This is a genomic window from Streptomyces sp. CB01580, from assembly GCF_001905795.1.
Lineage (GTDB): Bacteria > Actinomycetota > Actinomycetes > Streptomycetales > Streptomycetaceae > Streptomyces.
On sequence record NZ_LIXJ01000012.1, the window covers coordinates 178,785 to 191,580 of the forward strand.

Annotated in this window: 7 protein-coding genes and 4 tRNA genes; 6 read left to right on the forward strand and 5 right to left on the reverse strand. The window is 71.0% G+C overall.

The window, feature by feature from the left end; all coding sequences use genetic code 11:
- Nucleotides 1-692 precede the first annotated feature (692 nt).
- Nucleotides 693-767, reverse strand: a tRNA-Asp gene (locus tag AMK22_RS19380).
- Between the two features lie 135 nt (nucleotides 768-902).
- Nucleotides 903-4,904, reverse strand: a complete 4,002-nt coding sequence (hrpA, locus tag AMK22_RS19385) for an ATP-dependent RNA helicase HrpA (protein ID WP_073786656.1) — start codon at nucleotides 4,902-4,904, stop codon at nucleotides 903-905.
- 349 nt (nucleotides 4,905-5,253) lie between these two features.
- On the opposite strand from hrpA, the gene AMK22_RS19390 reads away from it, so the two are divergent.
- From AMK22_RS19390 to AMK22_RS19400, 3 genes are read left to right on the forward strand one after another with little or no spacing between them, the layout of a single operon-like run.
- The gene (locus AMK22_RS19390) at nucleotides 5,254-5,751 is read left to right on the forward strand and encodes a hypothetical protein (protein ID WP_242434047.1); all 498 of its coding nucleotides are present in this window, start codon (nucleotides 5,254-5,256) and stop codon (nucleotides 5,749-5,751) included.
- A 58-nt stretch (nucleotides 5,752-5,809) separates the two neighbouring features.
- Nucleotides 5,810-6,667, forward strand: a complete 858-nt coding sequence (locus AMK22_RS19395) for a DsbA family protein (RefSeq protein ID WP_073786657.1) — start codon at nucleotides 5,810-5,812, stop codon at nucleotides 6,665-6,667.
- A complete protein-coding gene (locus AMK22_RS19400; RefSeq protein WP_073786659.1) occupies nucleotides 6,664-7,575 on the forward strand; it encodes a cytochrome c biogenesis CcdA family protein in 912 nt (303 codons plus the stop codon). Before AMK22_RS19395 ends, AMK22_RS19400 begins: the two co-directional genes overlap by 4 nt.
- Before the next feature lie 38 nt (nucleotides 7,576-7,613).
- Here AMK22_RS19400 and AMK22_RS19405 read toward each other — a convergent pair.
- From AMK22_RS19405 to AMK22_RS19415, 3 genes are all read right to left on the reverse strand, one after another.
- Nucleotides 7,614-7,690 (reverse strand) — tRNA-Phe (locus tag AMK22_RS19405).
- 22 nt (nucleotides 7,691-7,712) lie between these two features.
- Nucleotides 7,713-7,787 (reverse strand) — tRNA-Asp (locus AMK22_RS19410).
- A 38-nt stretch (nucleotides 7,788-7,825) separates the two neighbouring features.
- Nucleotides 7,826-7,898: transfer RNA gene (locus tag AMK22_RS19415), tRNA-Glu, on the reverse strand.
- A gap of 303 nt (nucleotides 7,899-8,201) precedes the next feature.
- Between AMK22_RS19415 and AMK22_RS19420 the strand changes: the two genes are divergently transcribed.
- From AMK22_RS19420 to AMK22_RS19430, 3 genes are all read left to right on the forward strand, one after another.
- Nucleotides 8,202-8,552, forward strand: coding sequence for a metallopeptidase family protein (locus AMK22_RS19420; RefSeq protein ID WP_199883269.1), 351 nt, complete (start codon nucleotides 8,202-8,204; stop codon nucleotides 8,550-8,552).
- A 626-nt stretch (nucleotides 8,553-9,178) separates the two neighbouring features.
- On the forward strand, nucleotides 9,179-9,778 hold the full coding sequence (locus AMK22_RS19425) for a hypothetical protein (protein WP_073786721.1): 600 nt from the start codon (nucleotides 9,179-9,181) through the stop codon (nucleotides 9,776-9,778).
- Between the two features lie 318 nt (nucleotides 9,779-10,096).
- A complete protein-coding gene (locus AMK22_RS19430) occupies nucleotides 10,097-12,289 on the forward strand; it encodes a DEAD/DEAH box helicase (RefSeq protein ID WP_073786661.1) in 2,193 nt (730 codons plus the stop codon).
- The last annotated feature ends 507 nt before the right edge of the window (nucleotides 12,290-12,796 follow it).

The window sequence follows — 12,796 nt, forward strand, 5'->3', positions numbered from 1 at the left end:
CCGGGGCCGTTGGAAACCGGGCGGCCGGTTGGCTACGGGGCGGGAACGCGGGTCGGCCCATGTGCCTCCGTACGGGATTCCGGGGGGTCGTTGCCGGGCTTTCCGGAGAAGTCGGGCCGGGGTGGTCGGGGGTATTCGGTGACATCTCCGGGCGGCTTTCGTGTCGTGCCCGCCGCTCTCCTTCGTCGCCGCCATCAGACAAGTGCAATTGCACATATTAAATTCGGCAGTTGTAGGAAGGGTGTAAGGTCACCTCTTCGCGAAACTCATTTAGTGACTCCCGTCACACCATATGAGTCGCGTCACTTCGAGCCTGCCACCTTCGGGGTGTGGATTGCCCTGCTGTTGGTCACTCGGTCGGGGGACTTTCGTCCTGGATCCAGGAATCGCCGTTCTGGCGCCCCGCGAGGGCAGGGTGGAGGAATTCTGCCGACCCGCCCTCAAAGGCCGTCAGAGGCCCCGTGGCGGGCTTCAGGCGGTCCTGACGGTGCGTCGGCTACCGCTGCGACCGCGACCGGGGTTGTGGCTGTGGCCGCGGCCGGTCGGCGTGGTGGCTCATGGCCGATGCGGTGGGGGCGGGGAGTGGCGGATGACGGGGCGGTGGGGTGGATCCGTCGGCCGGGTGGTCGTCGGTGGCGACCGCGCCGGGACGCGCGAAAGCCCGGATCCGAGGGATCCGGGCTTTCGTACTGCGGTCCTGACGGGATTTGAACCCGCGGCCTCCACCTTGACAGGGTGGCGAGCACTCCAAACTGCTCCACAGGACCAGGTTTTCGCTGCTGCCTTGCGGCTGGCTGCGAAGACAGACTGTACAGCAGGTCGGAGGGTCCGGTCGACTTCACTCCTGGTGATCACCTCGTCACCGCTCCGGCCGCCCGGTCCGGATCAGGGGCCGCGGCGGATCAGGGGGCCGCGGCGTCGATCGCCTTCACGATCCGCTTGTCGGAGACGGGGTAGGCCGTCCCCAGGGCGTGCGCGAAGTAGCTGACCCGGAGCTCCTCGATCATCCAGCGGATGTCCAGGACCTCCTGCGGAACCGGCCTGCCCTGCGGCAGCTGTTCGAGCAGCCAGGCGTACTCGTCCTGCATCTCGTGGACCTTCTCCATGCGCGTGGTGTCGCGCTGGACGGCCGTCGGCATCTGCTGGAGCCGACGGTCGGCGGCGACCAGGTAACGCATCAGGTCGGGCAGCCTGCGCAGCCCGGTCGCGGTGACGAAGCCCGCGGGCACGAGGCCCGCGAGCTGCTTGCGCACGTCGGCGACGTTGGCGGCGAGGACCAGGCTGTTCGTGGCCTTCAGCCGCCGTTCGCACGCCTGCCAGGCGGCCAGTACCTGCTGCACCTGCTTGACCGTGTGCTCGGTCAGCGCGACGAGGTCGGCGCGCACCTTGTCGTACAGCTTGCGGTACGACTCCTCGTCCCAGGCGGGGCCGCCGTGCGCGCCGATCAGCCGGTCGGCGGCAGCCGTCGCGCAGTCCTCGAACAGCGCCTGCACGGAACCGTGCGGATTGGCGGACAGCGCCAGCTTCTGCTGGTTCGAGAGCCTGTCCGAGGCGAACTTCGCCGGGTTCACCGGCACGTTCAGCAGGATCAGCCTGCGGGTGCCGAGCCACATCGCGCGCTGCTGCTCGGCCTCGGTGTCGAAGAGACGCACGGCCACGGTCGCGCCCTGGTCCACCAGGGCCGGGTACGCCTTGACCGGCTGGCCGGCCCTCCGGGTCTCGAAGACCCGGTTCAGCGTGCCGATCGTCCAGTCCGTGAGGCCCGAACGCTCGACCGACTCGCCCGAGGGGCCCGCGGTGGCCGCCGCGGCCTTGGAGAGCGCCTGGCGGGCCCTGGGGCGCAGTTGGAGCCTCAGCGCCTCCAGGTCCTTGTCCTCGGCCACCTTGCGGCGCCGCTCGTCGACGATCCGGAACGTGATCTTCAGGTGGTCCGGGACGCGGCTCAGGTCGAAGTCGTCCGCCGTGACCGGGACGCCGACCATCCGCTGGAGCTCGCGCGCGAGCGTGACCGTCAGCGGCTCCTGCTGTGACGTCGGGCCGCCAGAGGCGGACGGAACGGCCCGGTCCAGGAACTTCTCCGCGTAGTTCGGCGCGGGGACGTAGTGCCGGCGTATCGGCTTGGGCAGCGAGCGGATCAGCTCCGTGACCACTTCCTCGCGCAGGCCCGGGATCTGCCAGTCGAAGCCCTCGGCGGTGACCTGGTTGAGCACCTGGAGCGGGATGTGGACGGTCACGCCGTCGGCGTCCGCGCCGGGCTCGAACTGGTACGTCACCCGGAACTTGAGCTTCCCCTGCCGCCAGGAGTCCGGATAGTCGTCCTTGGTGACGGCCCCGGCCTTCTCGTTGATGAGCATCGAGCGCTCGAAGTCCAGCGCGTCCGGCTCGTCGCGGCGCTTGTGCTTCCACCAGGAGTCGAAGTGCGCCCCGGAGACCACGTGCTCGGGGATGCGCCGGTCGTAGAAGTCGAAGAGCGTCTCGTCGTCCACGAGGATGTCGCGGCGGCGGGCGCGGTGCTCCAGCTCCTCGACCTCGCCGAGCAGCTTGCGGTTGTCCTGGAAGAACTGGTGGTGCGTCCGCCAGTCGCCCTCGACCAGGGCGTGGCGGATGAAGAGATCGCGGGAGGTCTCGGCGTCGATCCGGCCGAAATTAACCTTGCGCTGGGCGATGATCGGCACTCCGTACAGCGTGACGCGTTCGTACGCCATCACCGCCGCCTGGTCCTTCTCCCAGTGCGGCTCGCTGTAGGTGTGCTTCAGCAGGTGCTGGGCCAGCGGTTCGATCCACTCCGGCTCGACCTTGGCGTTGACCCGCGCCCACAGCCGGGACGTCTCGACCAGCTCGGCCGACATCACGAACCGCGGCTGCTTCTTGAAGAGCGCCGAGCCGGGGAAGACCGCGAACTTGGCGTTGCGGGCACCCAGGTACTCGTTCTTCTCCGTGTCCTTGAGCCCGATGTGCGAGAGCAGCCCGGCCAGCAGCGAGACGTGCACCGACTGCTCGGGCGCGTCCTCCGTGTTGGGCTGGACGCCCATCTGCTTCACGACCGTGCGCAGCTGCGCGTAGATGTCCTGCCATTCGCGAATGCGCAGGAAGTTCAGGTACTCCTGCTTGCACATCCGGCGGAAGCTGGACGAGCCGCGCTCCTTCTGCTGCTCGCGGATGTACCGCCACAGGTTCAGGAACGCGAGGAAGTCGGAGGTCTCGTCCTTGAAGCGGGCGTGCTGCTGATCGGCCTGAGTCTGCTTCTCCGCGGGCCGCTCGCGCGGGTCCTGGATGGAGAGCGCGGCGGCGATCACCATGACCTCGCGTACGCAGCCGTTGCGCTCGGCCTCGATGACCATGCGCGCCAGACGCGGGTCGACCGGCAGCTGCGAGAGCTTGCGGCCCAGCGGGGTGAGCCGCTGCCCCTTCTTCCCCTCGGGCCGTGCCTCCCGCTCGCCCGCGCGGACCTCCCGGGCCGGCTTCTCGCCCTGCTCCAGCGCGCCGAGCTCCTGGAGGAGCTGGATGCCGTCGCGGATGTTGCGGTGGTCCGGCGGGTCGATGAAGGGGAACCGCTCGATGTCGCCGAGGCCGGCCGCGGTCATCTGGAGGATGACGGAGGCGAGGTTCGTGCGCAGGATCTCGGGATCGGTGAACTCCGGACGGGTGAGGAAGTCGTCCTCGGAGTACAGCCGGATGCAGATGCCGTCCGACGTACGGCCGCAGCGGCCCTTGCGCTGGTTGGCGCTGGCCTGCGAGATCCGCTCGATCGGGAGGCGCTGGACCTTGGTGCGGTGGCTGTAGCGGGAGATCCGGGCGGTGCCCGGGTCGATCACGTACTTGATGCCGGGGACGGTCAGCGAGGTCTCGGCGACGTTCGTCGCCAGCACGATCCGCCGGCCGGTGTGGCGCTGGAAGACGCGGTGCTGCTCGGCGTGCGAGAGGCGGGCGTAGAGCGGCAGCACCTCGGTGTGGCGGAGGTTCCGCTTGTTCAGGGCGTCCGCGGTGTCACGGATCTCGCGCTCGCCGGAGAGGAAGACCAGGATGTCGCCGGGGCCCTCGGACTGGAGCTCGTCGACGGCGTCGCAGATCGCGGTGATCTGGTCCCGGTCGGCGTCGGCAGAGTCTTCGGTGACCTCCTCCAACAGCGGGCGGTAGCGCACCTCGACGGGGTACGTGCGCCCGCTGACCTCGATGATCGGGGCCTCGCCGAAGTGGCGCGCGAACCGCTCGGGGTCGATCGTCGCCGAGGTGATGACGACCTTCAGGTCCGGACGCCTGGGCAGCAGCCTGGCCAGATAGCCGAGCAGGAAGTCGATGTTCAGCGAGCGCTCGTGGGCCTCGTCGATGATGATCGTGTCGTACGCGCGCAGCTCGCGGTCCGTCTGGATCTCGGCGAGCAGGATGCCGTCCGTCATCAGCTTGACGAACGTCGCGTCGGGGTTCACCTGGTCGGTGAACCGGACCTTCCAGCCGACCGCCTCGCCCAGTGGGGTCCGCAGTTCGTCGGCGACGCGCTCGGCGACCGTGCGGGCCGCGATCCGGCGCGGCTGCGTGTGCCCGATCATGCCCCGGACGCCGCGCCCCAGCTCCATGCAGATCTTCGGGATCTGCGTGGTCTTGCCGGAGCCCGTCTCACCGGCGACGATCACGACCTGGTGATCGCGTATCGCCTCCAGGATCTCGTCCTTCTTCTGGCTGACCGGGAGCTGTTCCGGGTACGAGACGGCGGGGACCCGCCCGGCGCGCAGCACGAGCCGTTCGGCCGCTTTTCCGGCCTCGGTGGCGATCTCGTCCAGCACCGCCTGCCGGGCCTCGGGCTTGCGGATGCGGCGCGCCCCTTCGAGACGGCGGCCGAGCCGGTGGGCGTCGCGGAGCGAGAGCTCTTCGAGCCGGGACTGGAGATCGGCGAAGGAAGTAGACATACGGACCCCAGGATCTCATTCGGGCCCGAGGAACGGCGAACGTATTTCGTGCGGTCCGGGTCACGGTGTCGGCATCGGTACCGGCACGGCGCGGCGGCGCGCGAGCCGGAGCAGGTTGGCGGTGCGCGAGCCGGGGGGCGGGTGGCGGCATGCGAGCCGGGCGGCGGCGCGCGAGCGGACGGTCCGGCGGAACGGGAGCCGTACAGCCCGGCGGTGCGGGAGCCGTACGGTACGGCACGGGGGCGTGGCACCGCAGCACGTACCATTTCGGCAGCTGATCACCTGTTGCCGCGCGTCGCCCCCGTCGCCCCCGTCGCCCCCGTCGCCCCGTCCGGAAAGGCCGGTCGCCGTGTCCGTGTCCGTGTCCCGTGCGCAGTGGTGCTGCCTGACGGCGGTGCTCGCGGTCGTACTGGTGCTGTTCTGCGGCCAGGGAAGGACTGCCGCGGGCGACGGCCGCCCGGTCGCGCGGGCGGCCATGGGTGCGGAGACCGTCGCGGACGCAGGGGCTTCCGCAGGCGCGAGGGCTTCCTCGGACGCCGAGGCGGTGGACGCGGCCGCGACTGTCACTGTCACCCCGAGTGACACTGACACTGACGTGGTCGTCGCCCCGGACTCGGCTTCGTACCCCGGCCCTGTCCCCGGATGCGGCAAGAGCAGGAACACGGACGACGCGCCCGCCCTGCCGGGGCGGGCCCGCGCCGGGGTCGACCAGGCGCCCGGCCTCGCCCAATGGGGGCTGTCCGCCGCCACCGGCCCGGAGTCGGTCGGTCCGCGCATCCGGATACGACCGAGAGGCCCGGCAGCTGCCGCGCCCACCCTCGTGGAGCTCTCCGTACTGAGGGTGTAGACGGCGGCCCCGCCCGCCGTCCTCGTTCTCCTTCCACGCCACCCGTACGGAGTTCTGCATGTCCACGTCCAGTTCGAATTCCAAGCCGAAGCCCAAGCCCGCGTCCAAATCCGCTCCCCGGTCCGGAGCCAAGTCGTCGCGCACGTCGTCGTCCAGGAAGCCGCTGCTCTACGGGGCCGCGGTCGTGATCGCCGCCGCGGCGCTCGGCTTTGTCTCCTACCGGGCCACCGCCCCCGACCACTCCAAGTCCTCTTCGTCCTCGTCGGCCGCCGACGTCACCACGGACCCGGACACCGAGGTCTACCCGGAGCTGGAGAAGCTCGCCCGGCGCGACGCCGACGACCGGCTTGCGCTGGGCCGGGCGGACGCGCCCGTCGTCCTCGTCGAGTACGCCGACTTCAAGTGCGGCTACTGCGGCAAGTTCGCCCGCGACACCGAACCCGCCCTGGTGAAGAAGTACGTCGACAACGGCACGCTGCGCATCGAGTGGCGCAACTTCCCGATCTTCGGAGCCGAGTCCGAGGCTGCCGCCCGCGCGGCCTGGGCCGCCGGGCAACAGGGCCGCTTCTGGCAGTTCCACAGCGCCGCGTACGCCGAGGGGGCTCTGGAGAAGGGGTTCGGCAAGGCCCGGCTGAAGGCCCTCGCCCAGCAGGCCGGAGTCCCCGACCTCGAACGGTTCGCGCGCGACGCGGACAGCCCGGCCGCCTCCGAGGCAGTGAGCAAGGACCAGGAGCAGGGGTACGGGATCGGCGCGACCTCCACCCCGTCGTTCCTGGTCAACGGCCGTCCGATCGCCGGGGCCCAGCCGACGGAGACCTTCGTCCAGGTCATCGAGGCGGCGGCCGAGAAGGCCCGCGCCTCCACGCCCCGACCCGGGAGCACCGGGACCGACAGCACCGGAAGCGGCACGGAATGACGGCCGACATCGGCTACTTCGCGGCCTTCCTCGGCGGGCTGCTCGCCCTGGTCAGTCCGTGCAGCGCCCTGCTGCTGCCGGCCTTCTTCGCGTACTCCATCGATTCCGCCTCGCGGCTGCTGGCCCGCACCGGCATCTTCTACGCAGGGCTCGCCACCACCCTGGTCCCGCTCGGTGCCGCGGGCTCGTACGCCGGACGGCTCTTCTACGGCCACCGCGACGCGCTCGTCCTCGGCGCCGGATGGCTGATCATCGCGCTCGGTGTCGCGCAGATCGTCGGCCTGGGCTTCGCCTCGCGCCGGATCGCCGAGCTCAGCGGCCGGATCCGTCCGACCACCGCCGTTTCGGTGTACGCGCTGGGCGCCGTATACGGACTGGCCGGTTTCTGTGCGGGACCGATCCTCGGCAGCGTCCTCACCGTGGCGGCGGTCAGCGGCAGCCCGGTCTACGGCGGGCTGCTGCTCGCCGTCTACGCCCTCGGCATGGCGGTCCCGCTCTTCCTGCTCGCCCTGCTCTGGGAGCGGTTCGAGCTGGGCCGCCGGGCCTGGCTGCGTGGCCGCGCCTTCCGGCTCGGCCGTTTCGAACTGCACACCACGACGCTGCTGTCCGGGCTCTTCTTCATCGGTCTCGGCGTGCTGTTCCTGGTGTACGACGGGACGACCGCGCTGCCCGGGCTGCTGGGCGTGGACCAGTCGTTCGCCGTCGAGCAGTGGGCCCAGCGCGCCGGGGAACGGGTGTCGGACGGGTCGGCCCTGGTCGCCGTGGTCGTGGTGGTGCTGCTGATCCTGGCGGTACGGGTCCGGCGCGGCCGACGTACGGCCGGCGGGACGGGACCGGCCGACGAGGCCGGACAGGGAGGTGGGACCGGACCGGGCGGCATGAACGCGGCCGACCACGAAGAGGCGTGACACGGCGAAGGCCCCGTCCATCGGACGGGGCCTTCGGGTGGTGGCTGGGGCCGGGATCGAACCGGCGACCTATCGCTTTTCAGGCGATCGCTCGTACCAACTGAGCTACCCAGCCACGCAGCTCACAGGAGCTGCAGCGGTCCTGACGGGATTTGAACCCGCGGCCTCCACCTTGACAGGGTGGCGAGCACTCCAAACTGCTCCACAGGACCAAGCTGTTGTGCGACTAAGTGTCGCACAAGGTTGTGCGTGCCCCCAACGGGATTCGAACCCGTGCTACCGCCTTGAAAGGGCGGCGTCCTGGGCCACTAGACGATGAGGGCCTAACGACTGGCACTGCTGCTTCACCCCAAGGGGTTCCGCTTCTTCTTCGATCTTCGGCAGGTGATCTCCGGGATCTCAGAACGGTCAAGCCCTGACCGGCGCCCTTGGGCACGACGCAGACTGTACTACGGCGTTTCGGCGTCGGCCAAACCGAATAGGCGTGGCAGCGGTCCGGCGGTGGACGGCCGCTGACCTCGTCCGTCGTCCGCCGCCGTCGTCCGCCGCCGCATGTCGTCGTCGCGTGCTGTCGTCCGTCCGGGGCGCGGTGGGCGGCCGTACAGGAGAACCGGGAGAATGGCGGCGTGCTGGAGATGACGCGCGAGGAGTTCGAGGAACTGGTCGCCGAGGCCCTGGACCGGATCCCGCCGGAGCTGACGCGGCTGATGGACAACGTCGCGGTGTTCGTCGAGGACGAACCGGACCCGGCCGATCCGGAACTGCTCGGACTGTACGAGGGCACGCCGCTCACCGAGCGCGGCGAGTGGTACGCGGGAGTGCTGCCGGACCGGATCACGATCTATCGCGGGCCGACGCTGCGGATGTGCGAGTCGCGTGACGACGTGGTCGCGGAGACCGAGATCACGGTCGTCCACGAGATCGCCCATCACTTCGGCATCGACGACGAGAGGCTGCACGCGCTCGGTTACGGGTGAGCACGCGTCCGCCGGGTGCGTGTCCGCCGAGAGAGTGTCCGCCGGGCGCGCCGAGGCGTACCGCGTCGCGCATGCGGGCGTACTGCTGTGACCGGGAAGGTTCACCGGCTCGCGACGCCCGGCACGGCACCTCGCGGTGTTGTCGCATCACCCGCGTACGTCCAGTACGCGGACGATGCTCCGCCTTGCGATGCACCGCACCGGACGCCGCGAGCCACCCGGCAAACCTTCCCGGTCACAGCAGTACGCGCGGTGCGTGGTGCGTACGGACGAGCGCGTGCGGGCGCGCGTCGAGGTGGTCCGGGGTGTGTTGCGTGCGGTGGGTGCGCGTCGCGAGTGGTCGCGGCACGGCGGGCAGGCGGTGAATGCGCGCGGGGCACCGGTGAAACACGCGTGCGGTGCGGGTGACGTGCGAGAGGCACGTGGGCGGGGTGAGAGGCGTGTCCCCGGCGGGGCAACGGGAGTTGGGCACGTTGGGCGCGGGGCCGGGGCTCCGGTCGTGCCGCTCGGCCCGTGCCTCCTTCCTCTTCCTCCTCTTCCTCCTCGGCCTTCTTCCCTCCCCGTCCCGCTTCTTCTTCCGTGTCTCCTCCTTCTCGCCTCTCCCCGCACCTCCGGAGGTACCGCCCGTGCGCCAGTTGTCCCCTTCCGCCCGTTGGGCGGCCGTCATCGCGGTGACGGTCGCCACGTCCACCGGCTGCATGAGCATCGGCGACGACGGGGGCAAGCCGCCGTCGAAGCCCTCGTCCGATCCGAAGGGGAGCGCGGCCGAGCCGGACGGCGACACGGTGTCCGGCACGGGCGGCTCCCGTACCAAGGGCGGGCGCGCCGAGGCGCACTCCGAGCGGGAGGCGGCCGAGTCCGCGCGGCCGAGCGGTTCCGCCGCCCCTTCGGGGTCGCCGGGTGCCCGGCCCAGGGCGGAGCGGAGCGAGGAGGCGGGCGCACCGGCCGAGCCGGGCGCTCCGGCGCCGGGGCGGGGCGGCGGACAGCCGGAGCCCGAGCCCTCGCAGCCGGGCTCCGAGGTGCCGCAGCGGCCCGAGCCCACGCCGTCGCCGTCCGAGCCGCCGGCCCCCGAGCCGCCTGCCTCGCCCCGACCGGAGCCCTCGGAGCCGGCGCCGCAGCCGTCCGCCTCCTCGGCGGTCGAGCTCCGCGCCTACGCGATGAGCCTGCCGAGCGAGGCGGCGCAGGCGCGGACGCCGGAGGCCGCGGCCCAGGAGGAACCGGCGTAGCCGGGGCGTCCCGAAGGGGCGGATGTCCCGGAGAAGCCGCCGTTCCGGGGGAGTGGGCGGCCGGGAGCGAGGAGGCGCGGCGGGGGCGGAGGGAGGGCGGTTTGCGTGATGTGGGGGTGAGTGCGTATGGTGGTAGATCGTTTGATCCCATTGCCCGGCGCCGAAACAGAAGCGCGCCGTGTGGCGCGTACTCTCCCTTGCCGTGGCTGGACCGCATTGAGGCGGTCGAAATTGCGAATCACGGAGTTACGGGCGCGTGCCGAGACTCCGGAAGGTTTCGCATTTCGCATGTCAATTTCCAGTTCTGACCGCACCGTCATGCCCGAGAGCGTCGAGAACATCCAGGACGTCGAGAACGTCGCTGACGAGGAGTTCGCCGACGCCGACGAGTTCGTCGAGAGCGGCGAAGGGCTCGTCGAGGAAGCCGCCGACTCCCGCGCGCAGCGGGCCGACGACGACTCCGCCGACGAGGCCGGGTCGACCGTCACCTTCGCCGACCTGGGCCTGCCCGAGGGCATCGTCCGCAAGCTCGCGCAGAACGGCGTGACCACGCCCTTCCCGATCCAGGCCGCGACCATCCCGGACGCCCTGGCCGGCAAGGACATCCTGGGCCGCGGACGCACCGGTTCCGGCAAGACCCTCTCCTTCGGTCTGCCGACGCTGGCCGCGCTGGCCGACGGCCACACGGAGAAGAAGAAGCCCCGCGCGGTCATCCTCACCCCGACCCGTGAGCTCGCGATGCAGGTCGCGGACGCGCTCCAGCCGTACGGCGACGTGCTCGGGCTGCGGATGAAGGTCGTCTGCGGCGGTACGTCGATGGGCAACCAGATCTACGCCCTGGAGCGCGGCGTCGACATCCTCGTCGCCACCCCGGGCCGACTGCGCGACATCATCAACCGGGGTGCCTGCTCCCTGGAGAACGTCCAGGTCGCCGTCCTCGACGAGGCCGACCAGATGTCCGACCTGGGCTTCCTGCCCGAGGTCACCGAGCTGCTCGACCAGGTCCCGGCCGGCGGCCAGCGCATGCTCTTCTCCGCGACGATGGAGAACGAGATCGGCACCCTGGTCCAGCGCTACCTGGACAACCCGGTGAGCCACGAGGTCGACAGCGCCCAGGGCAACGTCACGACCATGACGCACCACGTCCTCGTCGTGAAGCCGAAGGACAAGGCGCCGGTCACCTCCGCCATCGCCGCCCGCAAGGGCCGCACCATCATCTTCGTCCGCACCCAGCTGGGCGCCGACCGCATCGCCGAGCAGCTCGTCGCGGCGGGCGTCAAGGCGGACGCCCTCCACGGCGGCATGACGCAGGGCGCCCGTACCCGCGTGCTCGCCGACTTCAAGGACGGTTACGTCAACGCGCTCGTCGCGACCGACGTCGCCGCCCGCGGCATCCACGTCGACGGCATCGACCTGGTGCTGAACGTGGACCCGGCCGGTGACCACAAGGACTACCTGCACCGTTCGGGCCGTACGGCCCGGGCCGGCAAGTCCGGTGTCGTCGTCTCGCTGGCGCTGCCGCACCAGCGCCGCCAGATCTTCCGGCTCATGGAGGACGCGGGCGTCGAGGCTTCGCGCCACATCGTGGGCGGCGCGGGTGCCTTCGACTCGGAGGTTGCCGAGATCACCGGCGCCCGTTCGCTGACCGAGGTCCAGGCCGATTCCGCGAACAACGCCGCCAAGCAGGCCGAGCGCGAGGTCGTCGAGCTGACCAAGCAGCTGGAGCGCGTCCAGCGCCGCGCCGGCGAGCTGCGCGAGGAGGCGGACCGCCTGGTCGCGCGGGCCGCGCGCGAGCGGGGTGAGGACCCCGAGACCGCGATCGCCGAGGCCGCCGCGGAGGCCGAGGCCGCGATCGAGGCCGCCGTCTCCGTACCGGAGCAGCCCACGGCGCGGGACGACCGTCGCGACGAGCGTGGCAACTTCGAGCGCCGGGACAACCGGGGCGGCGACCGCGGCGGGTACCGCGACCGGCGTGACGACCGCGGTGGCGACCGTGGTTTCCAGCGTCGTGACGACCGTTCGTCGGGTGGTTTCCGTCGTGACAACGACCGTCCGTCCTTCGGCCGCGACCGGCGTGACGACCGTGGCGGTGACCGTGGTTTCCAGCGTCGTGACGACCGTTCGTCGGGTGGTTTCCGTCGTGACAACGACCGTCCGTCCTTCGGCCGCGACCGTCGTGACGACCGTCCGTCGGGCGGCTACCGCTCCCACGACCGTCGCGACGACCGCGGTGGCCGCTCGTTCGAGCGTCGTGACAACGACCGTCCTTCCTTCGACCGCCGTGACAACGACCGCCCGTCGTTCAACCGGGACCGTCGCGACGAGCGTCCCTCCGGCGGCTTCCGCTCGGGCGGCAGCGACCGCCCGTTCAACCGGGACCGTCGCGACGACCGTCCCTCGGGCGGCTTCCGGTCCGGCGGCGACCGTCCGTACGGCCGGCGCGACGACCACCGCGGCGCCGGTTCCTTCGGCCGCCGCGACGACAAGCCGCGCTGGAAGCGCAACGGCTGAACGCGCCGAACGCGTCGGCTGTGCTGAACGCGCTGAACGATGAGGCGGACCGCTGAAGGTCCGCCGCATCGACCGGAGTTCTCCGGAAGGCGGGCCCGCTCTTCATGAGCGGGCCCGCCTTTCTTTTCGCTTTCCCCGCATGCGCAACCGCTGTCAGGATCCGGCGACTCGGGGCAGGAGGAGGGGCGCTGCCGGGGGCGGGGAGGGGGCTCCACGCGAACGGCGCACAGGCCGAGCGGGTCCCGTGCGACGCCGGTGACCGCGTGCCGCTGCGCGCCACCGGCAACGGCCACGTGGGCCGGTTCTTCGTGAACGACGGTCAGGAACGCGCCCAGATCCGGCTGACGGGGAACAGCTACCACTCCGCCGCCGAAGCCGCCGTGACGGGCGGCCGGTTCGTCGACGCCACGGGACGCTTCTCGTCCACGAAGCGGCCTCGACCGGCAAGCAGTACGTCGACGCCGTCTCCGAGCACCGCTCGGCGAACATATGGACGCCCCGGTCCAT